Consider the following 26315-nt stretch of genomic DNA (forward strand, 5'->3'; position numbering starts at 1 on the left):
TCGAGGTTGGTGCATTTCGCCAGGGACCGGGTGGGTCGCGTGGCGGGGCGGGATGCGCTAGTAGCCGAGGTCTTCTCCCACGAGGATGACGTGGATGCGGCCTTCGTGGCGCGAGTGGCGCGTGATGACCTCCTGGCAGCACATGCATCCTTCCGCATGGCAGTTGGCGCAGACGCCGGTGAGCTCACAGGGGGTATTTGTGTGCAGACGTGCGGCGTTGAGGGGGCATGCGACGGTGTGGACGCGTTTGATGCCGCTCTCCACGTCGGCGACGACCTTGTTCATGCCCGCGATGACGCAGACATGCTTGGGGCCGTGCAGCAGCAGAGCGAGGCGGTTGGCGTTGCCATCGATGTTGACGAGCTCGCCATTGAGCGTGATGGCGTTCGTGCTCATGAAGAACCAGTCCGCGCTCACCTGCCGACGCCACATCTCATCCTGCTCCTCCGGCGTATGGGCCGCCATACGGTCGATCATGGGGTGGCCGTCGGCTGTGAGGGCGTCTTTCACACCGCTTTGGGAGAACGTGACGCTGCCTCCCCAGGTGACGCTCTCGCCGTTAGCGACGAGCGCGCGGACGAGCTCGACGGCGTCGGACGCGGTCTCGCAGTAGTGGCCGATCATGTTGCGCAGGGCGAGCTTCTTGATGATGCTTTCCGCCGTGGTGCGGTACGCTGCGCTTCTCACGTTGTCCATGGTTCCTCCTCTGTCGACGCGGGGTGGTTTCTCACAGGCGGTTCCCCTCCGCGGTTGCCTACACATGCACCCATTGTGGCACGCTCGATGCGGTTGATGCTCCCTCGCCGCCATGTGTTACCGCTTGATGGCGAGGATGTCGTCGAATCCTATGACGGTTTTCACGACCTGCAGCCTTCGATAGGCGAAATCGATATGGGCTACCACGCCCGAGACCGTGTGGTAGGCATCCCAGTCGTAATAGGTCACGCGTACTAGGTCGCCCTTCTTCACCTGCATGATGGTACGGGAGAGCTCCAGGGCCTCTTCGTCGGTGAGCTCATGGCGCGGCTCGGTGATGCGTTCCTGCTGCCGCGCGAGCTCATAGTATCCGGTGAGCGCCGCAAAGGGCATGAACTGCGAAGCGCGGCTGGCGCGCGGTCGGCCGTTCGCCGTCAAGCCTGCCGCGTCTGGGCGCATGTCGTCATGCATGATGTCCTCCAACTTGGTCGTTGCGCTCCCGCCCCGTAGCCTCCGGGCGCAAGCTCCTGCCCTTCACCAGGGCGTTCTTTCCATAGCGACCTTTGACGTCGATGATCGTCTTTTGCAGGTCGCGTTCGCGTGCCTCGGCCTCGACATCGGTGAATAGGTCGATGGTCGCGAGTTCCTCGGGCAGCAAGTCGCCAAAACCGATATTGACGCGTTTGATGGGCCGTCGAGGGTCGACGGATTCGGCGTAGAGGGATTCGAAATGGGCCATGAGCTTCTTGCGCGAGTTGGTGCGCTCACCGAGCTTTCGCTGCTTGCCTGCGTGCGCGTAGCCGCCCTTGCCACCCACGCGCCGCGTGCCATGTTCGCCGGTGATAAGGGTCCCGCGCGGCTCGTTCTCGGTTATGAGATCGCGAGTCCCCGCTGCCGCCATCCCCGTCGTTGCCGCGCTGTGCTGCGGCCGCGAGGTCCTTCGCGGGATGTCCTCGGCCGTGCTGCTGCGCCGGTTACCGCAGCCGTCGCGGTACGATGCGCTGCCGCTCGCGTCCAGTCGTCGGACTTCGCGCGCCTCGCTGCCGTAGCCCACGTACAGTGATATGGAGCTCGCCACGACGCCCCGGTCCACCAAATCGAGCACGGACGCGTCGACCATCTCGCGAAGGATGGTGAGCCCTTCGCTATAACTATAGTTTCGTGCCAGCACCTGGCCGTTCACCATCGAGGTCGCCTGCGGGCGGTACGCCTGTATCTCGGCGATAGTGCACGGCTCCACGCCGTGCGCATGGTCGATGAGATACTCTGCGTTCACGCCGAATTCGCGGTACAAGATCCGCTCGTCGAGCGCAGCGATGCCCATGAGGTCGTGCACGCGGTACTTGGAGAGGCGCTCCGCTATGCCCGGGCCTATGCCCCAAATGTCCGTGATGGGGCGGTGCCTCCAGACCTCCGCCCGGAATCGCTCCTCGTCGAGGATGCCGATGCCATCTGGGTCGTGCTTGGCGGTGATGTCGAGGGCGACCTTGGCGAGGAAGAGGTTGGGTCCGATGCCGGCGGTGGCGGTGACGCCCGTACGGGCAAGCACCGCGCTGCGCAGCTCATCGGCGAACTCGCGCGCGGTGAGCCCGTAGAGTGAAAGGTAGGGGGTGGCGTCGATGAAGCATTCGTCGATGGAATACACATGGATGTCGAGTGGGCTCACGTACTCGAGGTAGATGCCGTATATGCGTGCCGAGATCTCCATGTAGTGACGCATGCGGGGCTTGGCGGCCACGTAGTCAACGTGCTGAGGGATCTCGAAGAGTCGACAGCGATTGCGGATGCCGAGTTTCTTCATCGCGGGGCTGATGGCCAGGCAAATGGTCGAACGCCCTCGTGTGGTGTCGGCCACCACGAGATTCTGCGTGAACGGGTCGAGCCCGCGGGCGGCGCATTCGACGGAGGCGTAGAACGTCTTGAGGTCGATGCAGATATAGGTGCGCTCTCCCATGTGTCTCCCTTCGAACGTGTGTTCCAGAACCTTTGTTCGATAATAGAGATTCGTCCGGACATTCGTCAAATGCCCGTGGGAGCTGTGGGTTTGGCGAAAGGCCGCTGATTGTCGCCCTGCGCGGGTACAATGCCGCCATGGAAACGGCACAACATGTTCGGCGGGCGTGGCCCCCCTGGAGGCAGGATGGTTGAGGAAAAGCGGACGCGTCTCATCGACGAGCCCTCGCACGATGATGGCCCTTTGCACGAGGGGACCATGGGTGCCCGCCTGTGCTCGCTCGTGATGTCGAATCGTCGCACGGCGATCATGGTGCTCTGCCTGCTGGTGTTTCTCGTCTTGCTCAACCGCGTGTTGGCAGGGGAGATCATGGCCCTCGACCGAGCGGCTATCGCGCTCATGGTCGACCATGTGCGCGCCGCATGGTTGACGCCCATCATGGAGGTCGTTTCGTTCCTGGTCACCCCGGTCCCACTCATCGCCTGCATCTTCGTGATTTCCCTGGGCGCCCGGGCGCGCGGTCATAAGGGCGTGGGGGTGTTCTGCGCGGTCAATCTGGCGTGCTCGACCGTCCTGAACCAAGCGCTCAAGTTCGCCATACAGCGCCCGCGCCCCGACATCTCCCTCAGGCTGGTCGATATCGGTGGATTCAGCTTCCCCTCGGGGCATTCGATGGCGGCCATGGCGTTTTTCGGCCTCCTCATGTGGCTCACCTGGCGCTTTGTCGATGATCGTCGTCTGCGCGCCGCGCTGTGCGTCGTCCTTGCCCTCATGGTCGTTGCCGTGGGGTTTTCCCGCGTCTACCTGGGAGTGCACTACGCTTCGGACGTGATAGGCGGTTTTTGCGCTTCTATGGCCTGGCTGGTCGTGTACACCAGGGTCGCGGGCCCGCTATTTGCGCCGCGGCGCCCCAACCGCGTCTAGCGGCCGACGGCGCACGCCGGCGCGCGGGTTTGGCACGGGCGATCGGCGAGGACAGCGGGTACAATGAAACGCATATGAACCGAGGACAGTTCAGGAGGCTCGCATGGACGAGTTGAAGCTTGCAGGCGCCGAGATGGCCACCACGGACGCCGGCGACGGGTTCCTTCGCATCGCGGCGGCGACACCCGAGGTGCGCGTGGGCGACGTGAGGGCCAACGCCGAGGCGATCCTCTCGTGCGTGTGGCGCGCGGCCGATGAGGGCGTGCGCGTCCTCGTATTGCCCGAGCTGTGCCTCACGGGGTATACCTGCGCTGACCTCTTCCATGATCGCGCTTTACTGCGCGCATGCGAGAACGCCCTCGCTTGGCTGCTCGAGCGGACGTGCGAGCTGCCCGTGTTCTACACGGTGGGCATGCCGTATGCGAGTGGGGAGAGCATCTACAACTGCGCCGCCTGCTGCTGCGCGGGCCAGCTGCTCGGCATGACCGCCAAGACCCACCTGCCCAACTACCGAGAGTTCTACGAGGGTCGCTGGTTCACACCGGCACCTTCGGGACCGTATTTCATGATGCGTCCCATCGCCCATCGGATGGTTCCCCTCGGCGCGGGGCTCGTGTATCGCTGCGTGGACGAGGGGTGTTCGGACGTGGCGATCGGGGTCGAGATCTGCGAGGACCTCTGGGTTCCCAATCCGCCTTCCACGTCGATGGCGCTCGATGGCGGGGCGACCGTGATCTTGAACCTCAGTGCGAGTGACGAGGTGATCGGCAAATCCGCGTACCGTCACGACCTCGTGCGCGGCCAGTCCGCCCGTCTGTACAGCGCCTACGCCTACGCCAACGCGGGGGAGGGCGAGTCCACCACCGACCTCGTCTTCGCGGGTGAGAACCTCATCGCCGAGAACGGATCCCTGCTCGCCCGCACTGAGCTGTTCACGCGCGACATGGCCGTGGCTGATGTAGACCTCGACATGCTGGTCGCCGAGCGCCGCCGTTCGAACACGTGGGCGCGCCCGGCGGGTGAGGAAGCCCCTTGTCGCGAGGTGAGCTTCTCCTTTGGCGGCATGGGCGGCATGCTCGACCCGGCGACCAAGATGGGGCAGGCCGTCTTGTCCTGCACCTTCGCCGTCGGCGACGATGGAACCCGCCCGACCCCGGAGCAGGCCGCCGAGATGGACGGCTTGTCACCGGTGCGCGCCTACCCCATCACGCGTTCTGCGCTCGAGACCTCGCGCATCGCGCCGCGCACTCCGTTCGTGCCCGCGGGCGAGGCCGAGCGAGCCGAGCGCTGCGAGACGATCTTCAACCTGCAGGCGGCCGGCCTCAAGACGCGCCTGGCGCACACGTTCACCAAGCATGCGGTGATCGGCCTGTCCGGTGGTCTCGACTCGACGCTCGCCCTGCTGGTCACGGTGCGCGCCTTCGACGCGCTGGGGCTGCCGCGCTCCGGCGTCCACGCCGTGTCCATGCCGGGCTTTGGCACCACGAGCCGCACCAAGTCCAACGCCGAGTGCCTTGCCGAGCACCTCGGCGTCGACTTCCGCACCATTACCATCGGTGAGGCGGTGAGCCGCCACTTCGCCGACATCGGCCACGACCCGAGCGTGACCGACGTCACCTACGAGAACGCCCAGGCGCGTGAGCGCACGCAAATCCTCATGGACCTCTCCAATGAGGTCGGCGGCTTCGTCATCGGCACGGGCGACCTCTCGGAGCTCGCGCTCGGATGGGCCACGTACAACGCTGACCACATGAGTATGTACGGCGTCAACGCGGGCGTGCCCAAGACGCTTGTGCGCCATCTCGTGGCATACGCGGCCGATGTCTTTGGCGGCGAGACCGCGGTGACCCTGCGCGACGTGCTCGACACGCCGGTGTCGCCGGAGCTTTTGCCGCCCACGGGCGACGGCGAGATCGCACAGCGCACCGAGGATCTGGTGGGTCCCTACGAGCTGCACGACTTCTTCCTCTACCACATGCTGCGCCATGGGTTCGCACCGGGCAAGATCTACCGCATGGCGTGCCGCACGTTCGCCACACCCGCGGATGGCGGCCCGGTGGCGGGCGCCGCGCCCGCCTACGAGCCGGCGACGATCCTGTATTGGCTGCGGACGTTCTACCGCCGCTTCTTCGCTCAGCAGTTCAAGCGCAGCTGCCTGCCCGACGGCCCCAAGGTCGGCTCGGTGAGCGTGAGCCCGCGCGGCGACTGGCGCATGCCCAGCGACGCCTCCGCAGCCCTTTGGCTCGAGGAGATCGATAGTCTGACATAGGGACCGCGCTCGACTTACTCCATCTCCTTGTCGGGCTGGATAAGCTCCTCGTAGCCGCTGATGGCATCGCGCGCGCCGGGCAGCACCGAGAGCAGGAAGCTGTAGATGACCTCGATGATGAGGGTGGCGGAGATCTTGGAGAAGGTGAAGTCCACGGTGGTGAGGAGCGCCTCGTAGTTGACGGTGCGCAGCACGATGTCCGCGAGGCGCGCGAGCGGGGCGTGACTGTTGCCGCAGATGAGGATTACTGTGGCACCGCCGCGCTTTGCCGCGTGGGCGATGCGTTCGAGTCTCTGCGACTTTCCCGAGTTGGAGATCAGGACGAGCACGTCGTTCTCGCGCATGGTGAGGGCGAGCGAGGTCGAGCTCTCCGTGATCGTGTTCGCCACGCTCCTGATGCCGAGCTGGCCGAATTTGATCGCGGCGTCGATCGCCACGGCGTTGGTGTTGCCCACCGCGGCGAACATGATGAGGCCCGCATGCGAGAACAGGTCGACCACGCGGCGCATGGTCGCCTCATCGAGCGCGTCGAGCGTCGAGGCGATCTCGAGCTGCTTGGCGTTTTTGATGTTCGCGAGCGATTGGGCGAAGTCGCCGAGCGAGACCTCGCGCGTGACCTGCTCATCGTCCTGGACAGCGAGGTCGCGGGCAAGGGAAAACTGGAACGAGCGGAAATTCTTAAAGCCGAGCTTCCTGCAGAAGCGGGACACGGACGCCTCGGACGTGCTGCTGGCACGGGCGAGCTGCGCCGAGGTCATCTGGGGCGCGCGATCGGGGTTGGCCAAGATGAAGTCGACGATGCGCTGCTCGCTGTCGAGGAAGCGACGGCTTGAGGTGATGAGCGGGAGTGCGCTCGGAAGATCTTGGGCGGTCATGACTCTCCTTAGGGGGTTGCCTTTCCTTTATGATACCCAATGACTGATTTCTTTCATTAACAATGCCGTAAATGGAAGATTCTTGCCGTTCACGGCTGTTGAAATACCTTTCACAGAAGATTTAATATATGAAAGAAACCAATCAAACCGCTGCATGGTAGATTGAAGCTGTCAGAAAGCACCGAAGGGGTGCACGAGAAGTAGGGAGGGAACATGGCAGAGAAGTACGACATCATCGCTGCCACAGGCTGCCCCACGGGCATTGCCCACACCTTCATGGCGAAGGAGGCGCTCGAGAAGGCTGCGGCCGAGCGCGGCCTTACCATCAAGGTCGAGACCCACGGTCAGGTGGGCGTCGAGAACGAGTTGACCCAGGCGGAGATCGCGGCCGCACGCGCCGTCGTGGTCGCCGCCGACAAGGACGTCCAGGCCGAGCGTTTCGCCGGTAAGCCCATGGTTTCCGTTGGCGTCTCTAAGGCGATTGCCGTCGAGCCCGCCGGAGCCCTGATCGACGCAGCCCTCGCCGCCAAAGCCGATCCCGCCGCTGCGGCTGCGGTCGCCGTCGCCGAGACCGCTGAGGCCGAGAAGGAATCGATTGGCCATCAGCTCTACAAGCACCTCATGAACGGCGTGTCCCACATGTTGGTGTTCGTCGTCGCCGGCGGTGTCCTCACGGCCATCTCGTTCCTGTGGGGCATCACCTCGTTCGACTCCACCGCGGCCGACTACAACACGTTCGCCGCGATGCTCAAGACCATCGGCGGCACCGCCATGAACCTCATGGTTCCTGTGCTCGCCGCCTACATCGCCGAGTCCATCGGCAAGCGCCCGGCGCTCGTCCCCGGCTTCGTGGCCGGCATGATCGCCATCCAGGGTCTTCCCGTGAACCCCGCGACCGGCCTCATCGACGCCGGCGGCTCCGGCGTGGGCTTCGGCTTCCTCGGCGGTATCGTGGGCGGCTTCCTCGCCGGCTATGTCATCCTGCTGCTCGAGAAGGTCTTCGCCAAGCTGCCCGCCAACCTCAACGGCTTGAAGGCGATTTTCCTGTACCCGTTGTTCTCGACGCTCATCGTCGGTCTCGTGATGCTCGGCATCTCCGGTCCGATGGTTACCATCAACAACGCCATGATGGACTTTCTGCGTAGTCTGCAGCACGCCGGCGCCATTCCGCTGGGTATCGCCATCGGCTGCATGTGCGCCGTCGACATGGGTGGCCCGGTCAACAAGGCGGCCTACGTGACCGGCACCATGCTGCTGGGCGCCGGCCTCGAGGCTGGCGTGGGCACCGCGGAGTACGCCGACGGCACCGCGTTCATGGCTGCCGTTTCCGCTGCCTGCATCGTTCCGCCGCTGGTCACGAGTTTCGCCGTCATTGCCGGCAAGAAGTACTTCTCCCAGGAGGACCACGATGCCGGCATCGTCAATATCATCTTGGGCTGCACGCACATCACTGAGGGCGCCATTCCGTTCATGACCAAGAACATCTGGCCGGTCATGCCCATCACGATGCTCTCCGCGGCGATTGCTTCCGTGCTTACCCTGCTCTTGGGCGTTCACGTGCCCGCTCCGCATGGCGGCTTCTTGGTCCTGCCCGTGGTCGATGGCGGCCTGCAGTGGGTCCTCGCCATCCTCGCCGGCACGGTCGTGGGCGGCATCCTGTTCACCGCGTTCAAGAAGGCCGAGTGGACGAAGGCCCAGCGTGAAGCCACGGCCGAGGTGGCGGTCAACGATGCCCCCGCTCCTGTCGACGCTACCGCTGAGGCGGCTGAAGCCCCTGCTGAGGTTCCCGTTGACGCCGACGACTCCGAGGGCTTTGTGAAGGACTCCGATGTCCTGTCCGCCACCGATCTTGACCGCGACGGTGCCCTTAAGGCGATCACCGCCCACGCTGTCGAGGCTGGTATCGCCAGCGACTCCGATGCCCTGCTCGCCGCGTTCCTCAAGCGCGAGTCCGAGGGAACCACGGGCATGGTCGATGGTTACGCCATCCCGCATGCCAAGACCGATGCGGTGGTGCGTCCCGCGGTGGTCGTGCTCAAGGCCGCAGATGGTGTCGCCGCGTGGGATACCATGGACGGCGCTCCTGTGACCTGCGCCATCGCCCTGCTCGTGCCGGAGTCCCAGGCGGGCACCGCTCACCTACAGATCCTTTCCAAGGTCGCCACGGCCCTGACCGACGATGTCTTCCGCGCCGCCTGCAAGGCCGAGGACGATCCCGCGAAGGTCGCCGGTCTTATCAACGAGCGACTGGCGTAGGACTTCCTCGCAACGCTTGCCTGTCGGTCGGCGGCGCACCTCACCGCGCCGCCGACCTTCTCATTCATTGCCCTCTGTGCCCGAGGTCGTAAGAAAGGGGCGGCACATGATCTACACTCTCACTCCCAATCCGGCCATCGACTACAACATCTGCTGCGATGGCCTGCAGCCAAATACGGTCACCCGCACGCGCGATGCCGTGTACACGCCCAACGGCAAGGGCCTCAACGTCTCATTCACCCTCGACCACTATGGCGTCGATACGGCGATTCTGGGTTTCTTCGCTGGATTCTCCGGCCGCTACATCGTCGAGGGCGCGCGTGAGCTCGGCGTCGGCGTCAAGCCTGTTTGGACCGAGGGCATCACGCGCGTGAACGTCTTTTTAAATGCCGGCCCCGATACCGAGTACAACATGGTGAACGCCGGTGCCGCGATCACCGCGGCGGACGAGCAGGCCATGTTCGACCTTATCAGCGGGCTTGAGGACCTCGACTGCCTGGTGATCTCGGGTTCGCTGCCGCCGAATGCTTCCGAGGGCTTCCTGCGCGGCGCCATCGAGCGCGTTCGCGCGAAGGGCGCCCAATTCGTACTCGACATCTCGAGCCCTCAGCTCGCTGAACTTCTCGAGCTCGAGCCGCTGCTCATCAAGCCGAACGATGACGAGCTTCGCGACATCTTCGGTATCGACGTCACCGCCGGTGATGATGCCTCCGTGGCGGACGCTATGGCGGAGCTGCATGCTCGTGGCGCGCAAAACGTTCTGCTCACGCTTGGTGGTGCCGGAGCGTATTTCTCAAATGGGGAGCACTTGTGGTTCTCCAACCGCACCTTCGATGTGGAAGTCCGCTCCACGGTGTGCGCCGGCGACTCCTCGCTCGCTGCCTTCCTTTCCATTTGGTTTGCCGAGCGCGACCGCGTGGAGGACGCGCTGCGCCGTTCGATGGCGACGGGCGCCAATGTGGTCGAGTGTGCCGGACTGGGCGACTTCGCCCATGTTGAGGAGTACGAGAAGAATATCGAGGTCCGTCAGGTCAAGTAGCGGGACGCTAGTTTCGACCCTTGGTGGCTATCGGGCCCGGCCATGCTCATTGTCCAGTGGAACCGCGTTTTGGCCTCGTCGAATCGTTCGGCGGGGCCTTATTTTCCCCGTTCGTTCCCCTCTGGGGGCAACAGGCGCATAATGGATGAAGCGCCCAACGTGGTGGGGTTGCCGATCCCGTCACGGGGCCTCGCGTCCGTGCGTCGGCCGTCGCCCTTGAGTAGGCGCGCGGCACCGCATGAGATCGAACGCCCCGAAGGCGCACGACATGCAACCGCTGCGCACGAGAAAGGACCAGTTCATGCAGTTCTCAAGCCGTCTCGACCGCTTTGGCGCCGAGGTGTTTTCCTCCCTCAACGCCCGCCGCGTCGCCCTCGAGGAACGGGGCCGTACGATCTACAACCTTTCTGTGGGTACGCCTGATTTCGCCCCGTACCCGCATGTCGTGGAGGCGTTGACCGAGGCCGCTCAAGATCCGCAGATGTGGAAGTACTCCCTGCGCGACGTGCCTGAGCTCAAGCAGGCGGTGTGCGACTACTATGCCCGTCGTTTTGGCGTCGAGGGCATCACGCCCGACATGGTAGCCTCGTGCAATGGCACGCAGGAGGGCGTGGGGCATTTGGGCCTCGCCTTGCTCGACCCGGGCGATACCATTCTCGTACCCGATCCGTGCTATCCCGTCTTCGAGGCGGGCGCTAAGATCGCCGACGCCGAGCTCGCCTATTACCCGCTCGATGCCGAGCATGATTTCCTGCCGTACGTGGCGGGCATCGACCCCGCGGTGGCGGACCGCGCCAAGTACATGATCGTCTCCCTTCCGGCAAACCCCGTGGGGTCTGTGGGCAACGATGCCCTCTACGACGAGATCATCGCGTTCGCGCGCGAGCACGACCTGCTCATCGTCCACGACAACGCCTACTCCGACATCGTCTTCGACGGCCCGCGCGGCGGCACGTTCCTCGCGCATCCCGGCGCGCTCGAGGTTGGCGTGGAGTTCTTCTCGCTTTCCAAATCGTTCAACGTCACGGGCGCGCGCATCGGCTTTTTGGTGGGTCGCCCCGATGTGGTCGCCGCCTTTGCCAAATTGCGTAGCCAGATCGACTTCGGCATGTTCCTGCCCATCCAGAAAGCCGCCATCGCCGCGCTCACCGGACCACTTGAGGAAGTTGAGGAACAGCGCCTCACGTATCAGGAACGTCGCGACGCCCTGTGCGATGGCCTCGAGCGCCTGGGTTGGGAGCGCCCCAACGCGCATGGCTCCATGTTCGTATGGGTCAAGTTGCCCGGTGGCCGTACCGATTCGATGGCATTTTGCGAGGAGCTCATGGAGAAGGCCGGGGTTATCGTGACGCCCGGTGCAAGCTTTGGGCCCCACGGCGAGGGGTATGTCCGTATGGCGCTCGTTCTGCCGCCTGAGGGCCTCGAGCGCGCCGTCTCCGCCATCGAGGAGGCGGGTATTTTAGGGTAGGTCCCAGCGGGGGCATGTCTTATAATCGGTTTTGCAAGTTTTCACAAGTGCAAATTCGGCGAACGTGTCGAGTGGTACCGTGAAGTGTCGCAAATAACGTAATTGGTAATTGCTCGCATGGGTCGAGCATTGGAAAGGAAGTATTCACATGGTTAACGATCGTAAAGTCGCCGTGATTGGCTGCGGGTTCGTCGGCTCGTCCTCGGCATTCGCCCTTATGCAAAGCGGCCTCTTCACCGAGATGGTCCTCATCGACGTCGACCGCAACCGCGCTGAGGGCGAGGCTCTCGACATCGCCCACGGCGTCTCCTTCGGCAGCCCCATGAAGATCTACGCCGGCGACTACTCCGACGTCTCAGACGCCGCCGTCATCGTCGTTACCGCCGGTGCCGCCCAGAAGCCCGGCGAGACCCGCCTCGACCTCGTTAACAAGAACGTCGCCATCTTCGGCAGCATCATCCCCCAGATCCGCGAGAGCGGCTTCAACGGCATCCTGCTGATCGTCTCCAACCCGGTCGACGTTCTCACGTACGCCGCCATCAAGATGAGCGGCCTGCCCGAGCGCCAGGTCATCGGCTCGGGCACCGTACTCGACACCGCCCGCCTCAAGTACATGTTGGGGGAGCACTTGAGCGTCGATCCGCGCGACGTTCATGCCTACATCGTGGGTGAGCACGGCGATTCCGAGGTCGCCGCTTGGTCCAGCGCCACGGTCGCCGGCGTGCCGCTGAATGATTACTGTGAGCTGCACGGTCATTTTGACCATAAGGCCGCGGAGGCTCGTATCGCCGATGATGTGAAGAACAGCGCCTACGAGATCATCGAGAAGAAGCGCGCCACCTATTACGGCATCGCCATGAGCGTGCGTCGCATTTGCACCGCCATCATGCGCGATGAGGACACGGTCCTGCCGGTATCCAGCCTCATGGTGGGAGAGTACGGACTCAACGACCTGTGCATCTCCGTGCCGACCGTCATCGGCCGCAACGGCGTGGTGACGCGCGTTCCCGTCGCCCTGTCCGATGATGAGAACGCCGAGTTCCAGAAGTCCGCCGCCGCCCTCAAGGCCATCATCGACGACGCCGGTCTCAACGACTAACGTACTTGTGGGGACGGGTGCATAGTGTGTGCGTCCCTCGTCGAGAGCATGTCCAGGCCCCCGGTTCCCTAGCGGGAGCCGGGGGTTTCTTTCGCCCGCGCCTCGTCGCCGTGGGCTTTTGGGTGCACGCACGGGCTAGAATGGTCCAAACGGATGGTCGATGGGAGGCGGACGCTCCATGGAAGAAAAGGGAAAGCTGTCGCTCAAGGCAAAACCCGCCGGGAATTTCCTGGATTACGTGCGTACGGCCATGGATACGTTCGAAGAGCGTCCCCTGTGTACGGTCGACAGCCTGGTGTTCTCCTGGCTCTCCTACACGCACGTGGGGCCTGAGCTCACGCGCGCGTGCACGGTGCGCGGGGTCGCCCTGCATGAGCTCCTCCGAGCTGAGGATTTCGACGATATGTTCGGAACGAGCTGGGATGTACAGGGCAGCCGGGACCTCCTATTCGCCGTATGCGCGAGCCCGCGGTTTCGGTCGTGCCGCCTGTCCATCTTGCGGTTCAGGACGGACAACGTGAGCGAGGAGCAATTCGCCGCCATGACGTTTCGGCTTCCCGACGGTTCGTCCTATATCGCGTTTCGCGGGACTGATTCCACCGTTGTGGGCTGGAAGGAAGACTTCAACATGACCTTCCTGAGTCCCGTTCCCGCCCAGGAGGAGGCTGCCGCATATGTAGACGATGTTGCCGAGCTGACGTCCGGCACGTTGTACGTGGGTGGTCATTCCAAAGGCGGAAACCTCGCGGTGTACGCCGCCGCCATGTGCGTGCCCGTGCACCGGGAGCGCATCCGGCGCGTATTCTCTCACGATGGTCCGGGATTCCATCGCGAGTTCTGCGTCGCGGAGCCCTATCGTCGCATTATGCCCATCATGGAGAAGACGGTGCCCAAGTCGACCATGATTGGCGCCGTGCTTTCCGAGGCGCCGGATTTCACACCGACTATCGTCGAGAGTGACGGCATGTCGATGCTCCAGCACAATCCCTTCCTCTGGGCCGTGGACGTCGATGCCGCCGAATTCGTGCGGGCAGATGGCTATACCGCATCATCACGGCTCTTCGATGCAACCCTCGACGCATGGATGGACAAGTACACGCTCGCCGAGCGCGGTAGGTTCGTCGATGCGCTCTTCGACGTCATCGGCGTGACGGGTGCCACGCATTTTTCGGATATCATGGCGGATCGCAAGACGAATGTGCCGCTCATGCTCAATGCCGTCGAAACGCTCGATGAGGACCTGCAGCAGTTCGTTAAAGACGTGGTCATATCGTTCGTGAAAACGGCGACGGTCGAGCGTGCCGCGGGGGCGGCGAGCGGCATCATCGACTCCCTCAAGAGCGCGCATCCAGCCTTTGGGGCAATTGCGCAGCGTGTTGGCGATGGGGAGATGAACGTCCGGTCGTGACGGGGCGGTCGCTCCTTCGGCAACGCCTCCGATGATAATGACTTTCATGCTCGGTTTCTTTCGTTGGGGCCCCGGGTGTCCTATCGGTATCTACCATACGCAAACGCCGTCTCCTTGTCTGTGACTTCGTCACCAAGGCGCTGCAAACAGCCGCGGGTATAATGGCGAAGTTCGGATGATACAGAAGGGACCGCTTCGTGAAGATCAACCACGCCATCCTGCATATCCTCGACTTCGACTCCGCCGTCAATGTGCTGAGCGAGCGTGAGCTCGATTTCGATACCCGTGCCGTGCGCTCATTCGTGAGCTCCCATTTGCGTCGAGCCCGCACGAGCGTCGACAACCGCCGCGCCGCCTTCGCGCAGGACAGCGCGTTTGCCGGCGAACTCAAGGGGTATTTCTTCGGCGATCGTGAGTTCGTCGATCTCTCGCAGCAGATCGCGGAGTTCTTCGCCTCCGAGCTCTCGAAGGCTGACAAGCTCGAGTCCACCGACGTGCTCGTGGCCGATTTCGAGGACGACGACGATGTGCGCTGGTTCGCGGTTCTACTCATGGCGAGCCGCACCGCGTTCATGCACGAGGTGGCGCGTGAGGGAGGCGAGGTTCGCAACGACATCGCCAAGCGCTATGCCATCCTGCCCGGGCCCTCGCAGAAGGTATCCTCTTACGCGCTCGTCCGTGCGAGCTCCATGGAGGCGTTCTACGTGGATAAAAAGCGCAAGATCATGGGCGAGGACACGTTCGTGATTCCCGATGGCCTGCTCCAATGCGAGGGTGGCGTCTCGGGCAAGGAGGTCATCGAGGCGGTGACCCGCATCGTCGAGGAGGTCGCCGAGGAGCATGGGGCGAACACCGCGGTGGCACTCGCGAAGGCGAAGGCCGCCGTCGCCGAGAAGGTCGAGGTGGATGAGGAGATCGCCCCCTGGGATATCGCCGAGGACATTTTCGAGGACGAGCCCGTACTCAAGGAGCGTGTGGAGGAGCGCGTGCGTGAGGAACGCCTACCCGAGCGCGTTGCCGTCGAGCGCGCCGTGGTGGAGCGCGCACCGGTGCGTAATCATAAGATCCGCACCGATACGGGTATCGAGATCAGCTTCCCTGCGGAGATGCTCAAGGACACCGAGTACGTTCAGTTCGTGAACGAGCCCAACGGCCTCATCTCCATCGAGCTGAAGAACATCGGCAGCATCGAGAACCAGAGCTGATCGTCTAAGGCGAAAGGTTGCCAAACGGCCCGGAAGGCGTAACGAACGTACTGCCTTCCGGGCCGTATGCGTGCCCGGTTCTTGCTGAAACGGGACGTTAGATGCGGAGCGGATTACTTTACGAGCATGAGTGCATCACCGACCTTGACGAGCGGGCGTCCGCCAAGCAGTGTGTTGGAGGAGCCCACGAGGTCGATGGACTCGAGCTCATCGGGGTTGCTCACCACGCAGGTGACCACGTCATCGCAGCCCGCGGCCTTGATTGCCTCTTGATCGAAGGACAAGATCGGCTGCCCGGCAACGACGATATCGCCCGCCTCGACATAGCGGATGAAGCCCTTGCCGTCCATGTTGACGGTGTCCAGTCCAATGTGGACGAGGATCTTGGCACCTCCCTCGGTGAGCATGCCGATGGCGTGGTTGGTGACGGTGACCGCGTCAATGCGGCCGTTTGCAGGTGCGTACACGACGTTGCCAACGGGCAGGATGCCGTAGCCCTTACCGAGTAGCCCCTGGGCGATGGCTTCGTCGTCGATCTCCTTTTGGCTCACGAGCATACCCGAGATGGGCGCATACACGGTGTCGCCGCGCGTGGCGAACATCGCCGGCACCGGCGTTTGGGCATCGTCGGTGCTGTGGAACACGCTGGTGATTTTGGAGATAAAGCTCATTGATTGCCTCCTGTGGCGAGCGATGCGCGCCGAGTCCTTCGGCGCTTAAGACGTGTTAATCCTAGCCGATTTCGGGCTCTCGAGCGGGGACGCGGCAAGCGGAGCGGCCAACGGTCGCGTCATCGCCATATCATGGCGCAGGCCGGCGATTATGAAGCGGCGAGATCGCGGTGGGCCGGCAGGCCATGCAGCCCCGTAGCCTCGGTACATCCGGCGACGATAGCCGCCTCGAGCGTCCTGGTCGCCATGAGTCCGAGAAGGTCGATGGGGATTGCGGCGCTCGTCTCCTCATCGAGCTCGCCGCTCGCGAGGATGTAGATCGTGTCGCCGTCATTGCTGGTGTGGGTGGGGCGGATGGTATGCGCATAGGCGTCCGCCGCCATTTGGGCAACCTTGGTGGCATGTGCCTTGGTGAGGTGTGCGTTCGTCACGATGCAGGAGATGGTGGTGTTCGTGCGGTCGAGCGGCATGGTCAGCTGCTCCGCCATGTCGAGCATCGCTTCCTCCATGTCGACGATCTCGGCTCCGTCGGTGCTGGTGCGCATACCCGCGATGGGGGAGAGCGTCGCGGGATCAATCACGTTGCCCACGGCGTTTACCGCAGAGATGGCTCCCATCTGAAGAGCGCCCAGCTGGAAGGCGCGTGCGCCAAGACCCGATTTCATGCAGCGGTCGGGTCCGCCGAGTTTGCCTACGGTGGCTCCGGTGCCCGCTCCGACGCATCCTTCGGCAAGGGGGAGCGATGAGGGTGTGACGAGCGCCTCGCGCACCGCCATGGCGCCGTCGAAGCTCGTGGGGCGCGCATGAGGGTTGGCGAAGGCGAGGTCGAACAGGCAGCTGGAGCACACGATGGGAACACGGCCTACGCCCACATCGAGCCCGATCCCGTGCTTCTCGAGCTCGGTGGCGGCTCCGGAAGCGGCCTCGAGTCCAAATGCCGATCCGCCGCTCAGTATAACGGCGTGCACCTTGTCGACGGTGTTTTCCGGCCTAAGTAGGTCTGTTTCGCGTGACGCCGGTGCCGCGCCGCGCACGTCCACACCACCCGTCGCCCCTTCGGGCGCGATGATCGCGGTGCACCCGGTGCCTCCAGCTCGGTCCGTGTAATGCCCGAACTTGAACCCCGGGATGGACGTGATGGGAATGGGGGTGAGGCTCATATCAAATCCGTTCTTCTGGAAATATGATGTAAGCGAGGCGGGGGTGGGGGCGGCGGAGGGGCATATAAGGCCCGAGACGAGTTCCGCATGAGCCGAAGAGCCCAGTGGGCTCTTCGCGCGAGCCAGAACTGTCCGAGTATCGGGCCTTATATGCCCATCCGCAGCCCGCAATTATCCTCGCAGCCTACGAATGACCTTCGCGATGGGGAGACCGAGCACGTTGTAGAAGTCACCGTCGATCTTCTCGACGAGCATGCGGCCATGTTGGCCTTGGATGCCATAGGCGCCCGCCTTGTCCATCGGCTCACCGGTTTCGACGTAAGCGTCGATTTCGGCGTCGGTCAGCTCGTAGAAAGTGACGTCCGTGATGTCGACGAAGGAATTGACGGAATCTCCCCGCGCGATGCAGACGCCCGTGGCGACCTGGTGGGTCTTGCCTGACAGGCTATGCAGCATACGGCGCGCATCGGCCTTGCCAGCGGGCTTTCCAAGGAGCTCGCCGTCCAAAGCGACGATGGTGTCGGCGGCGATCACAGGCTCGTCGAGTTCGGCGTGCTGCCGCGCAACGGCCTGCGCTTTGGCGCGAGCAAGGCGCTCAACGAGCTCAAACGGCCCCTCACCGGGGAGGACGGACTCGTCGATGTCGGCGGGGATCACGCGGATCTCGAAGCCCGCCTCGCCCATGAGCTCGATGCGTCGAGGAGATTGGGATGCGAGGATCACAGCTGGATGCCGTCCTTAACCTTGTCGACGGCGACCTTGCCGGCGATGTCGTTCAAAATGGCGAGTGCGAAGGGAAGCGCCTGCCCCATGCCGGAGGCGGTGATGATGTTGCCATCGACGATCACGGTACGCTCTCCAGCATGGCAGCCCTCGGGGAAGTTGCTGTCAAAACCTGGGAAGCACGTGGCGCGATGCCCCTCCAAAACGCCCAGTTCGGCCAAGATGAATGGGGCGGCGCAAATGGCGGCGACGTGTTTGGTGGCGGCGAACTCGCGCACGAGCTCGCAGACGCGCTCATTGGCGCGCAGGTTCGTGGCTCCGGGGAGTCCTCCGGGGAGCACGATGTAGTCGTAGTCCGAGAAGTCGATCTCGTCGAGCATGGCGTCGCAGGTCACGGGAATCTGCTGGGAGGTGACCACATCGCGCGAGTCCATGATTGAGACGAGCGCGGTGCGAACGCCACCCCTTCTCAACACGTCGACGACGGTTAGGCATTCGATGGTCTCGAAACCATCTGCGGCGAGTACGGCAACTCCGGCCATGGCAGGTCCTCTCGATTGGGTGCAGCGATGCCGGACTTATACCCGATTCGCCCGCGCCCATATCAATGACGCACATGGTGCAATTGGGGACGTGTCTATGCGCGGGTGAGCCTTACGACGGTCTCGCAATGGAAGGTCTGCGGGAACAGGTCGACAGGTGTTGCCCAGACCGGGCGGAAGGTGCCCTCCTCGACAAAGCGGCGCAAGTCCCTGGCGAGGGTGGCGGGGTCGCATGACACGTAAGCGACGTCGCGGGCGCTCGTGGATGCGATGAGGTCGATCGCCTCGGGCGCAAGGCCGGCTCGCGGCGGGTCGACAACGAGTACGTCGGCGTCCTCGTCGGGGAACTCGCGCACGGCGTCGCCGCCGATCACATCGACGTTGGTGAGGTTGGCGATGTCGAGGTTGCGGCGCAGGTCGCGCACGGCGGGTCCATAAGACTCGACGGCGCTCACGAAATCGCAGCGGCGGGCGAGCGGCAGGGTGAAGGTGCCGGCGCCGCAGTACAGGTCGATACCGAGCTCGTTGGGCTGTGGGTCCAGCGCCTCCATGACCAGGTCGATGAGGATCTCGGCCGCCTTGGTGTTTACCTGGAAGAACGAGGGCGCGGACAGGCGCATGTTCTCCTCGCCGATCTTCTCGGTCCAGGAACCTTCGCCGGCGAGAGCCTCGACGCCGGCCACGCGGCGGGCGCGCTTTTCTCCCTTGGACATGACGCGTACCACACTTGTGGCGCGCACGGCATCACCCAACACGCGTGAGACCTGGGCGCGCGGGAACGCTCCGGTGGGGGTCCACAGGGCGACTTCTAGCGCGCCGGTGCGACGGCTTGAGCGGATGCCGACGCGTTCAAGTTCGAGGTCACGAGAATTGCCGAGGAAGCCGAGGGCTCCCGTGACGGCTTTGATCGCCTTGGCGTGTTTCTTGCTGAAGAGGGGGCAGGTGTCAACTTTGATGATCTGGTTCGGATCACGTCCATGAAGGCCAAGGCGGAACTTACCGTTTTCGCGGATGGGGGCGAGCTCGATCTTATTGCGGTATCCCCAGGGCTCTTTGGCATGGCGAATGGGGCGCATGAGAGCGGAGACCTCATCTGCAGAGAATTTACCGATGCGCATGAGGGCACTGCGGAGGTTTTCCTCCTTGGCTTCGAGTTGTGCGTCATATGCCAGGCCGCCCCACGGGCACCCCCCGCAGATGCCGGCAAAGGGACAGGGAGAGTGCTCGCGCATAGGGGAGGGCTCGATGACTTCTTCGACGGTGGCGCGGGAGAACGAAGAACCGTTCTCCGTGATGCGGGCTTCAACCGTATCCCCGATGAGGCCACCAGACACGAAGACCGCCTTCCCCTCATCCGTGTGGGCGAGTCCGTTCGGTCCGTAGGTCATGGTTTCGATGCTGAGCCTCATAGCGCCTCCTGTGGAGCGTTTTCGAATGAGCCAAGTATTGCAGTTCGGGGGGCATATCCGCGCCATGGCGCACAAAATTGGCCGCATATACGCGGCCTGTACACAATCCTCCACCAACAACTTTTCTAAGTCAAGACTGGTATCGCAATCGACATGCCGTATGATGAAGGTGTTCCGCCCCCCGCGGAGCAACTGGGTGAACCGTCGCGTTTATTTAGGGAGCCCACACAGTCGGCATAGTACAGGTATCCTTCGTTGTTAAGGAAGCTGGAACCGCACGATGAGGGCACCCACCTTGCAGAGGTGGGTTCATTTTCGTGAAGTGGGGGGCGGTCTTTTTGTGTCGCTACGTGAGAGAGCCTATGTGAGGGAACGTGGGTTTGAAACAACAGAGGTTCTTTCAAACCCACGTTCCCTCACATTTTTAGGCCTGGTAATGTGATTTATCATGGGTTTGAAACGATCACCCTGATTTCAAATCGACGTCTCCTCACAATATCCCGGCCATCTTATCGACCTCTTCGGCCACCGCGCTTGCGGCACCACGTTCGGGTTGCCGATGCTGTAGAAAATAAACTCAGTTTTTGCGTTGACATCGCGCGTGCGGTTGCTAGAATGTTCACTTGTCCTGGGGACGTAGCTCAGCTGGGAGAGCGCCTCGGTCGCATCGAGGAGGTCGAGGGTTCGATCCCCTTCGTCTCCACCACAGGATTTGATTAGGCTCCGGCAACGGAGCCTTTTTCATATGTAGAGGACCTGCTTGCGGCGGGTGTTCGGGGCGCCCGATCCGCTTTGGGTGCCCAGGTTCGCCCGTTCCGCCTCAAGCGCTCGCTGGCGCCTGTGTCTGCGGTCCGCATTTTCGGCGTCGATGCCCGACTTCCGCGGCGCGAGCCGCTTGTCTTGAAGGACGTACGCTATGATCGCCTTGCTCGATCCGTCATCTCTTATCCATTGCGAGCTGTGCCCCCGCCGGTGCCGCGCCAACCGTGCCGCGGGTGAGCGCGGCGTGTGTGGGGCCGGAGGTGCGCTCAAGATTGCCCGTGCTGCCCTGCATTTTTGGGAGGAGCCTCCCATTTCGGGAGAGGCGGGGTCCGGTACGATCTTCTTCTCCGCATGCCCACTCAAGTGCGTCTATTGCCAGAACCACGAGATCTCGACGGGGGGATTCGGCATCGAAGTCGAACCGGAGCGTCTTGTCGAGATCATGCTCGAGCTCCAGGCCCAGGGTGCGCATAACATCAACCTGGTGACGGCGACCCATTTCGCGCATCTGCTGCCCGATGCAATCGCCGAGGCCCGCTCCCAAGGCCTCTCCATTCCCATCGTGTACAACACAAGTGGATATGAGCGCGAGGAAGCGGTTGCGGAGTTGGGCGATCTCGTTGACATCTGGCTCGTTGACTACAAGTATGCTGATGCCTCTTTAGGGCGTGCGCTCTCGCATGTGCCCGATTACCCAGAGGTCGCATCGAGAGCCCTCAAGCGCATGTGCGCCGAGGTCGCACGGCGCGGGGGAAAGCTCATTCGTGAGGATGGCATCATGGAGCGCGGCGTCATCGTCCGCCATCTCGTGCTTCCCGGCAGCGCGGCCGACTCGTGCGCGGTCCTCGATCGGGTCTGGGAAATCGCCGGGGATGTACCCATCTCGGTGATGAACCAGTACACCCCGAATGAGCGGATGCGCGCCTCCGAGGGGGATCTGGCTCGCGCGGTGAGCGCGTCGGAGTACGAGCTCGTGCTCGATCACGCCGACGAACTTGGCTTTAGCACCATGTTCTGGCAAGAGGGCGGTGCCGTGGACGAGAGTTTTACCCCGGTGTTCGATACCACCGGCGTGCTTCGCGCCGCCGACGCCGTCGATGCCGCCGATTCAGCTTGCCGCGGATAACGCGGCGCTGGGGTTTCGCGCTCGTTTCGCGGGCATCGCCACGCCCGCTCCTCGAAATAATCTCCCACGCTGAACGGGTATACTGCTTGCCATCTGCTTGCATGTGCGTTTTGGAAGGGGCCCTCATATGGCCGATTCACATATGACGACGCTAACCGATGGTGAGCGCGAGGAGCTTGAGGCCCTGCGTGCCGAGAAGGCCCGTCGCGAGGAGGAAGAGCGCGCCCGAGCCGAGCGCGAGGAGCTCGATGCTCTGCGTGCCGAGCAGGCGAAGGTGGACGCCCAAATCCTTGCCGAGCGCGCCGCCACGCGGGAACATCGCGTCGCGCAGGATCCTCTTGAATCCGCGTCTTCGCGCCGCGCCTCTTCAGGCGCATCTCCCGCCCCCGCGGACCACAACCCCCCGCAGGACAAGACGTTCGGTCAGCGCATGGTCACCTCGAGCGCCGTCGACGGCGACGGTATCCCCACCATGCCCGTTGCGCAAAAGATCATCATCGCCGCCGCCCTTATCGCGCTCGTGGCGTTCATCATCTACACGGTTACGCGTTAGACCGCCCGCGCTGCCCTTCTCTCGCGTTCACGTTCGTCGATGGCGCTTCAAATCGACGAGGTCCTCAATCGCAGACACGTTAGGAGCCGTCTCATGGCTTTGACTGATATCACCCGTTCCACCGATGTGTCAATGAACACCGATTTATACGAGCTCACCATGGCCCAGGGGCTTTGGGAGAACGGCAAGCTTGGTGAGCAGGGTTGCTTTACCGCGTTCTTTCGCGAGGCGCCGTTTGGGAGCGTGTACGCCGTCATGTGCGGCACCGCTGAGTTGGGGGAGTTCGTCGAGAACTTCCGGTTCACGGATGAGGACATCGCGTATCTGGCCGAGCTTGAGGCTCCGGGTGGCGGTGCCCTGTTCAAACCCGGCTTTCTCGAGTTCCTGCGCGGCTTTTGTCCGCAGGTGGATATCGACGCCATCCCCGAGGGCGAGCTCGTGTTCGCGCGCGAGCCCATGGTGCGCGTGAGCGGCCCCATGCTCGATTGCCAGCTGCTTGAGACCGCCCTGCTTAACATCATCGGGTTTCAGACCCTCGTGGCGACCAAGACCGCCCGTGTGGTCCAGGCGGCTCAGGGCAGGCCCGTCGCGGAGTTCGGCCTGCGCCGCGCCCAAGGCCCGGACGGCGGAGTGGCGGTCGCACGTGCGAGTTATGTGGCGGGGTGCGCTTCGACTTCCAACGTGCTCGCGGGTCGTCGCTATGGTATTCCCGTCTCCGGTACGCACGCTCATAGCTGGGTCCTGAGTTTCCCAACCGAGTTGGAGGCGTTCCGCGCGTTCGCCAAGAGCTCGCCCAAGAACTGCACTCTGCTCGTGGACACCTACGACGTGCGCGAGGGCGTGGAAAACGCCATCACCGTCGCCCGCGAGATGGAGGCGGAAGGTGAGCGCTTGTCCGGCATCCGCATCGATTCGGGCGATCTCGCCAAGCTTTCCGCCTACGCGCGGCGCCGCTTTGACGAGGAGGGGCTTTCCTACGTGAAGATCGTCGTGTCGAACGACCTCGACGAGCACACCATCACCTCGCTGTTCAATCAGGGCGCGCCGGTCGATGCTTTTGGCGTGGGCACCAAGCTCGCGACATGCTACGACCAGCCCGCTTTGGGCTGCGTGTACAAGCTCTCCGCCCGTCGCGGCGGCGCCAACGAGCCCTGGACGCCTGTCATGAAGTTTTCCGAGCAGCCGTTCAAACGCACGATTCCTGGCGTGCAACAGGTTCGCCGTTATATGGATACCGCGGGTGCGCCGGTGTGCGATATGATCTACGACCCCGATCATCTCATGGGGGAGGGCGAGCGCCGCGGCCACACGTTGGTGGCGGTGAATGACGCGGCCTTGGTGACGGACGTTTCCGAGTTCTCCTATCGCGAGCTCCTCGTACCGCAGGTCCGCAATGGCGCGGCGGCGTCGCCGCGCGAGGACATCGAGGTTGCGCGGGCTCGTTGCGCGAGCGCCTTGGAGTCACTTGACGATGTCTACAAGCGTTTCCTGTATCCACAGTCGTATGTGGTGGGCATGGAGGCGGGCCTCGCCGCCGTGCGCGACGAGCTCGTTCGCGAGCGCATGGCTGCCACGTCCTCCGTTCTTCCCTGGAAGGCAAAGTGATGACTGCACGTAAGACCATGGTCGTGAAGATCGGATCCTCGACACTGGTCGAGGACGGTGAGCTGCGGCGCGATTTCATCTCCGCCCTCGCCTCCCAAGCGCGCGACCTGCGCGAGGCCGGGTGGAATCTCGTCGTAGTGAGCTCCGGCGCCATCGCGTGCGGCGCGCCTTTGCTCGGATTTGAGCGCAGGCCCGTGGACATGCCGAGCCTGCAGGCGTGCGCCTCGGTGGGGCAGTGCGTACTCTCCGCCGCCTACGATGAGGAGTTTCGGGCGGTGGGTCTTCTCACCTCACTCGTCTTGCTCACGCGTGGTGACACGGCACGCCGTACCTCGTATCTGCATGCTCGCGATGCTCTCACGCGCCTCGTCGATTTGGGCGTGGTGCCCATCGTGAACGAGAACGACACCACCGCCGTCGACGAGATCAAGTTCGGTGACAACGACACCCTCGCGGCACTTGTGAGCTGCTTGGTCTCTGCCGACCTGTGCGTGACCCTCTCCGATATCGACGGCCTCTACACCGCCAACCCCTCTCTCGACCCCACTGCGAAGTTTATCCCCCGGGTGGATAAGATTGACGCCGCGATCATCGGCTCTGCGGGAGATTCGACCACCACGGTGGGCACGGGCGGCATGATCACCAAGATCCGCAGCTGCCGTATCCTCATGACGGCGGGCATCGAGAGCGTCATCTGCTCAGGCGCCGAGGAGCGGCCGCTCGTGCGGCTCGCGGCGGGGGAGCAGGTGGGCACGAGGTTCGTTCCGCCCGCCGCCCGCCTCGAGATCGCGCCGCGCAAGCTGTGGATCGCGCTCGGCGACAGCGCCCACGGCTTCGTGACCGTGGATGCGGGCGCCGCGGGCGCGCTGGTCGAGCGCGGCAGCTCGCTGTTGCCGGTGGGCATTACGGGCGTCGAGGGGGATTTCGCCGCAGGCGATGTACTCGACGTACGAGATGCAGATGGGCTCGTTATCGCTCGCGGCATCGCCGAGGCGGGTCACGATGAGCTGGAACTTGCCGCCGGCCGCCACCAGGAGGACATCGCGGGCAACCATCTGCTCGCGGCGCTCGCCAACAAGCCCGCTATCCACCGCGACAACCTCATCGTGTTCGCCTAGCGCGCGATGTGCAACAGGGGCACGGGCACTTTTTACACGTGGAAGCGTACGTACATATGTGAGGAGATTGCCATGAACGACATTGCCGGATATGTCGAGGATCTCGCCCGCAGGGCAAAGCAGGCCTCGCGCTCCCTTGGGTTCGCCTCCGATGAGGCCCGTTGCGCCACCGTGCGCGCTATGGCCGTAGCGCTGCGTGATCGCGCGGACGAGGTTCTGACCGCTAATGCTGCCGACATGGACGCTGCCCGCGCCGCCGGTACGTCCGAGGGTCTGCTCGATCGCCTGTTGCTCACCCCCGTGCGCATCGAGGGGATGGCCGCAGGGTTGGAAAAGCTTGCCGATCTGCCCGATCCGGTGGCGCGCGTGCTCGATGAGCGCGATATCGACCAGGGCGTCCACCTGCGCCGTGTAAGCGTGCCGCTGGGACTGGTCGCCATGGTGTACGAGGCGCGTCCCAACGTCACAGCCGATGCCGCGGGCATTTGCGTCCGCACGGGCAACGCCTGCATCTTGCGTGGTGGCTCCATCGCCCAGAACAGCTGCGTGGCGATCGCTCATATCTTGGCGGATGCCGTTGAGGCGTACGGATTCGACCGCGCCTGCGTATCCATTATCGAGACCACCGACCGTGCAGCCACCGCTGCGCTCATGAGCCTGCGGGGCGTTGTTGATGTGCTCATTCCGCGCGGAGGCGCAGGCCTTATCCAGCGCTGCGTGCGCGAGAGCCTGGTGCCGGTCATCGAGACGGGCACGGGGAATTGCCATACGTACGTGCACGCGAGTGCCGACTTCGCCAAGGCGCGAGCCATTGTGATGAATGCCAAGACGCAGCGCGTGGGCGTGTGCAACGCCTGCGAGTCCCTGCTCGTGGACGAGGCTGTGGCGGACGCGTTCCTGCCCGGCATGCTCGCCGAGCTCGCCGCCGCGGGCGTCACTATTCACGGAGACTCCGTTGCCCGAGAGGCTGCGCGCGACGCCGACATCCTCGGCTCCTTCGTCGATGCAACGGACGAGGATTGGGGACGCGAGTACCTCTCGCTCGATATCAGCGTGCACACGGTGAATGGTTTGGACGATGCCATTGCGCACGTGAATCGCTATGGAACCGGTCACTCTGAGTGTATCGTCGCCGAGGACGCGGACGCATGCGACCGCTTCCTGCGCGAGGTCGATGCGGCGGCGGTCTACGCCAACGCGAGCACGCGCTTCACCGATGGCGGGGAGTTCGGCCTGGGAGCCGAGATCGGCATCTCCACCCAAAAGCTCCACGCCCGCGGCCCGTTTGCCGCCGAGGCCCTCACTACCTACAAGTACGAGCTTCGCGGCACCGGCCAGGTGCGCCCGTAGCGCATGATGGCACCTGCTTAGCAAGAGACCCCGCAGCTCGTCGATCAAGCTGTGGGGCCTATCCTGTTTCTTACGCGGTGCGGTGCACCCGCCTGCGGGGACG

Annotated in this window: 22 protein-coding genes and 1 tRNA gene; 14 read left to right on the top strand and 9 right to left on the bottom strand. The window is 63.6% G+C overall.

Features of this window, described 5'->3' with window-relative positions; all coding sequences use genetic code 11:
- Positions 1–57 precede the first annotated feature (57 nt).
- The 3 genes from DWV48_RS02840 to DWV48_RS02850 all read right to left on the bottom strand — a co-directional run bounded on the left by DWV48_RS02840 (position 58) and on the right by DWV48_RS02850 (position 2650).
- A complete protein-coding gene (locus DWV48_RS02840) occupies positions 58–696 on the bottom strand; it encodes a lactate utilization protein (RefSeq protein WP_118653263.1) in 639 nt (212 codons plus the stop codon).
- Positions 697–813: 117 nt separating this feature from the next.
- Positions 814–1167, bottom strand: coding sequence for a YolD-like family protein (locus tag DWV48_RS02845; RefSeq protein WP_118653265.1), 354 nt, complete (start codon positions 1165–1167; stop codon positions 814–816).
- Positions 1160–2650 carry a DNA repair protein gene (locus tag DWV48_RS02850; protein WP_118653267.1) on the bottom strand — a complete coding sequence of 497 codons (1491 nt, stop codon included), beginning with the start codon at positions 2648–2650 and terminating at the stop codon, positions 1160–1162. Before DWV48_RS02850 ends, DWV48_RS02845 begins: the two co-directional genes overlap by 8 nt.
- Before the next feature lie 186 nt (positions 2651–2836).
- Between DWV48_RS02850 and DWV48_RS02855 the strand changes: the two genes are divergently transcribed.
- Together DWV48_RS02855 and DWV48_RS02860 are read left to right on the top strand one after the other, a co-directional pair.
- Entirely contained in the window at positions 2837–3574 is a 738-nt protein-coding gene (locus DWV48_RS02855) for a phosphatase PAP2 family protein (protein ID WP_118653269.1), read from the top strand.
- A 103-nt stretch (positions 3575–3677) separates the two neighbouring features.
- Complete coding sequence (locus DWV48_RS02860) at positions 3678–5843, top strand: NAD(+) synthase (protein WP_118653271.1); 2166 nt, start codon at positions 3678–3680, stop codon at positions 5841–5843.
- A gap of 14 nt (positions 5844–5857) precedes the next feature.
- Here DWV48_RS02860 and DWV48_RS02865 read toward each other — a convergent pair whose 3' ends face one another.
- Positions 5858–6718, bottom strand: a complete 861-nt coding sequence (locus DWV48_RS02865; RefSeq protein WP_118653273.1) for a MurR/RpiR family transcriptional regulator — start codon at positions 6716–6718, stop codon at positions 5858–5860.
- 213 nt (positions 6719–6931) lie between these two features.
- Between DWV48_RS02865 and DWV48_RS02870 the strand changes: the two genes are divergently transcribed.
- The 6 genes from DWV48_RS02870 (at position 6932) to DWV48_RS02895 (ending at position 15193) form a co-directional block, all read left to right on the top strand.
- Positions 6932–8974 (top strand): fructose-specific PTS transporter subunit EIIC, encoded by a 2043-nt coding sequence (locus tag DWV48_RS02870; protein WP_118653275.1) that lies wholly within the window; start codon positions 6932–6934, stop codon positions 8972–8974.
- Between the two features lie 106 nt (positions 8975–9080).
- A complete protein-coding gene (locus tag DWV48_RS02875; RefSeq protein WP_118653277.1) occupies positions 9081–10013 on the top strand; it encodes a 1-phosphofructokinase family hexose kinase in 933 nt (310 codons plus the stop codon).
- A 301-nt stretch (positions 10014–10314) separates the two neighbouring features.
- Entirely contained in the window at positions 10315–11481 is a 1167-nt protein-coding gene (locus DWV48_RS02880; RefSeq protein WP_118653375.1) for a pyridoxal phosphate-dependent aminotransferase, read from the top strand.
- A gap of 148 nt (positions 11482–11629) precedes the next feature.
- Positions 11630–12580, top strand: coding sequence for an L-lactate dehydrogenase (locus tag DWV48_RS02885; RefSeq protein ID WP_118653279.1), 951 nt, complete (start codon positions 11630–11632; stop codon positions 12578–12580).
- A gap of 178 nt (positions 12581–12758) precedes the next feature.
- A complete protein-coding gene (locus DWV48_RS02890) occupies positions 12759–13988 on the top strand; it encodes a DUF2974 domain-containing protein (RefSeq protein WP_118653377.1) in 1230 nt (409 codons plus the stop codon).
- Between the two features lie 197 nt (positions 13989–14185).
- Positions 14186–15193 (top strand): nucleoid-associated protein, encoded by a 1008-nt coding sequence (locus DWV48_RS02895; protein WP_118653281.1) that lies wholly within the window; start codon positions 14186–14188, stop codon positions 15191–15193.
- Between the two features lie 113 nt (positions 15194–15306).
- Here DWV48_RS02895 and DWV48_RS02900 read toward each other — a convergent pair whose 3' ends face one another.
- The 5 genes from DWV48_RS02900 to rlmD form a co-directional block, all read right to left on the bottom strand.
- Positions 15307–15864, bottom strand: coding sequence for a PTS glucose transporter subunit IIA (locus DWV48_RS02900; protein ID WP_118653283.1), 558 nt, complete (start codon positions 15862–15864; stop codon positions 15307–15309).
- Positions 15865–16013: 149 nt separating this feature from the next.
- Positions 16014–17024 carry a P1 family peptidase gene (locus DWV48_RS02905; protein WP_118653285.1) on the bottom strand — a complete coding sequence of 337 codons (1011 nt, stop codon included), beginning with the start codon at positions 17022–17024 and terminating at the stop codon, positions 16014–16016.
- Between the two features lie 171 nt (positions 17025–17195).
- Positions 17196–17747 carry a nucleoside triphosphate pyrophosphatase gene (locus DWV48_RS02910; RefSeq protein ID WP_118653287.1) on the bottom strand — a complete coding sequence of 184 codons (552 nt, stop codon included), beginning with the start codon at positions 17745–17747 and terminating at the stop codon, positions 17196–17198.
- The gene (locus DWV48_RS02915; protein ID WP_118653289.1) at positions 17744–18289 is read right to left on the bottom strand and encodes a DJ-1 family glyoxalase III; all 546 of its coding nucleotides are present in this window, start codon (positions 18287–18289) and stop codon (positions 17744–17746) included. Before DWV48_RS02915 ends, DWV48_RS02910 begins: the two co-directional genes overlap by 4 nt.
- A 95-nt stretch (positions 18290–18384) precedes the next feature.
- Positions 18385–19698 (bottom strand): 23S rRNA (uracil(1939)-C(5))-methyltransferase RlmD, encoded by a 1314-nt coding sequence (rlmD, locus tag DWV48_RS02920; RefSeq protein WP_118653291.1) that lies wholly within the window; start codon positions 19696–19698, stop codon positions 18385–18387.
- Between the two features lie 630 nt (positions 19699–20328).
- On the opposite strand from rlmD, the gene DWV48_RS02925 reads away from it, so the two are divergent.
- From DWV48_RS02925 to DWV48_RS02950, 6 genes are all read left to right on the top strand, one after another.
- A tRNA-Ala gene (locus DWV48_RS02925) sits at positions 20329–20404 on the top strand.
- A gap of 210 nt (positions 20405–20614) precedes the next feature.
- A complete protein-coding gene (locus tag DWV48_RS02930) occupies positions 20615–21586 on the top strand; it encodes a radical SAM protein (protein ID WP_118653293.1) in 972 nt (323 codons plus the stop codon).
- A gap of 127 nt (positions 21587–21713) precedes the next feature.
- Positions 21714–22139, top strand: coding sequence for a hypothetical protein (locus DWV48_RS02935; RefSeq protein WP_118653295.1), 426 nt, complete (start codon positions 21714–21716; stop codon positions 22137–22139).
- Between the two features lie 93 nt (positions 22140–22232).
- A complete protein-coding gene (locus tag DWV48_RS02940; protein WP_118653297.1) occupies positions 22233–23744 on the top strand; it encodes a nicotinate phosphoribosyltransferase in 1512 nt (503 codons plus the stop codon).
- A complete protein-coding gene (gene proB, locus DWV48_RS02945) occupies positions 23744–24862 on the top strand; it encodes a glutamate 5-kinase (protein ID WP_118653299.1) in 1119 nt (372 codons plus the stop codon). The genes DWV48_RS02940 and proB overlap by 1 nt, the downstream gene beginning before the upstream one ends.
- A gap of 72 nt (positions 24863–24934) precedes the next feature.
- Positions 24935–26212, top strand: a complete 1278-nt coding sequence (locus DWV48_RS02950; RefSeq protein ID WP_118653301.1) for a glutamate-5-semialdehyde dehydrogenase — start codon at positions 24935–24937, stop codon at positions 26210–26212.
- Positions 26213–26315 lie beyond the last annotated feature (103 nt).

Origin of the sequence: Collinsella sp. AF08-23 (assembly GCF_003479805.1) — a bacterium.
In the GTDB taxonomy this organism is placed as follows: Bacteria; Actinomycetota; Coriobacteriia; order Coriobacteriales; family Coriobacteriaceae; genus Collinsella.

Excerpts from the sequence above, each read along its gene's own strand:
- proB (WP_118653299.1), top strand. The coding sequence starts at position 23,744 with ATGACTGCACGTAAGACCATGGTCGTGAAGATCGGATCCTCGACACTG.
- DWV48_RS02930 (WP_118653293.1), top strand. The coding sequence starts at position 20,615 with ATGATCGCCTTGCTCGATCCGTCATCTCTTATCCATTGCGAGCTGTGC.
- DWV48_RS02860 (WP_118653271.1), top strand. The coding sequence starts at position 3,678 with ATGGACGAGTTGAAGCTTGCAGGCGCCGAGATGGCCACCACGGACGCC.
- DWV48_RS02855 (WP_118653269.1), top strand. The coding sequence starts at position 2,837 with ATGGTTGAGGAAAAGCGGACGCGTCTCATCGACGAGCCCTCGCACGAT.
- DWV48_RS02850 (WP_118653267.1), bottom strand. The coding sequence starts at position 2,650 with ATGGGAGAGCGCACCTATATCTGCATCGACCTCAAGACGTTCTACGCC.
- DWV48_RS02915 (WP_118653289.1), bottom strand. The coding sequence starts at position 18,289 with ATGGCCGGAGTTGCCGTACTCGCCGCAGATGGTTTCGAGACCATCGAA.
- DWV48_RS02885 (WP_118653279.1), top strand. The coding sequence starts at position 11,630 with ATGGTTAACGATCGTAAAGTCGCCGTGATTGGCTGCGGGTTCGTCGGC.
- DWV48_RS02900 (WP_118653283.1), bottom strand. The coding sequence starts at position 15,864 with ATGAGCTTTATCTCCAAAATCACCAGCGTGTTCCACAGCACCGACGAT.
- DWV48_RS02890 (WP_118653377.1), top strand. The coding sequence starts at position 12,759 with ATGGAAGAAAAGGGAAAGCTGTCGCTCAAGGCAAAACCCGCCGGGAAT.
- DWV48_RS02940 (WP_118653297.1), top strand. The coding sequence starts at position 22,233 with ATGGCTTTGACTGATATCACCCGTTCCACCGATGTGTCAATGAACACC.
- DWV48_RS02880 (WP_118653375.1), top strand. The coding sequence starts at position 10,315 with ATGCAGTTCTCAAGCCGTCTCGACCGCTTTGGCGCCGAGGTGTTTTCC.
- DWV48_RS02865 (WP_118653273.1), bottom strand. The coding sequence starts at position 6,718 with ATGACCGCCCAAGATCTTCCGAGCGCACTCCCGCTCATCACCTCAAGC.
- rlmD (WP_118653291.1), bottom strand. The coding sequence starts at position 19,698 with ATGAGGCTCAGCATCGAAACCATGACCTACGGACCGAACGGACTCGCC.
- DWV48_RS02845 (WP_118653265.1), bottom strand. The coding sequence starts at position 1,167 with ATGCATGACGACATGCGCCCAGACGCGGCAGGCTTGACGGCGAACGGC.
- DWV48_RS02950 (WP_118653301.1), top strand. The coding sequence starts at position 24,935 with ATGAACGACATTGCCGGATATGTCGAGGATCTCGCCCGCAGGGCAAAG.
- DWV48_RS02875 (WP_118653277.1), top strand. The coding sequence starts at position 9,081 with ATGATCTACACTCTCACTCCCAATCCGGCCATCGACTACAACATCTGC.
- DWV48_RS02870 (WP_118653275.1), top strand. The coding sequence starts at position 6,932 with ATGGCAGAGAAGTACGACATCATCGCTGCCACAGGCTGCCCCACGGGC.
- DWV48_RS02840 (WP_118653263.1), bottom strand. The coding sequence starts at position 696 with ATGGACAACGTGAGAAGCGCAGCGTACCGCACCACGGCGGAAAGCATC.
- DWV48_RS02935 (WP_118653295.1), top strand. The coding sequence starts at position 21,714 with ATGGCCGATTCACATATGACGACGCTAACCGATGGTGAGCGCGAGGAG.
- DWV48_RS02905 (WP_118653285.1), bottom strand. The coding sequence starts at position 17,024 with ATGAGCCTCACCCCCATTCCCATCACGTCCATCCCGGGGTTCAAGTTC.